Source organism: Erythrobacter sp. HI0063, assembly GCF_001635685.1.
Classification (GTDB): Bacteria; Pseudomonadota; Alphaproteobacteria; order Sphingomonadales; family Sphingomonadaceae; genus Qipengyuania.
The window spans coordinates 1-293 of the sequence record NZ_LWFF01000252.1 but is presented as its reverse complement, the minus strand read 5'-3'; the positions used below and the strand labels follow the sequence as shown (position 1 = coordinate 293).

Annotated in this window: 1 protein-coding gene; it reads right to left on the bottom strand. The window is 58.4% G+C overall.

The window, feature by feature from the left end:
- The coding region (locus A3736_RS08145; protein ID WP_369815437.1) for a CopD family protein at positions 1–286 on the bottom strand (286 nt) is incomplete at its 3' end.
- Positions 287–293 lie beyond the last annotated feature (7 nt).

Here is a 293-nt window from a genome sequence, read left to right as displayed (position 1 = left end):
TCATCAGCAGCACCAGCAGCAGCTTGGCGTGGAACCACCCTTGCGAAAACGCGCCGATCGTCCCGGCCAGCGCGAAACCGAGCACCCAGACCACAATCAGGCTCGGCGTCAGGATGATATGACGCAATTTGCCGATCCGGTCCTTCCACACCGCGGTTTCGGGCGCATCCGCATCGTAGGGATACAGATACAGCATCTGGCGCGGAAGGATGAACAGGCCCGCCATCCAGAACACCATGAAAATGATATGGCCGGCCTTGAGCCAGAGATAGGTCATGGAAAACACATCCTGC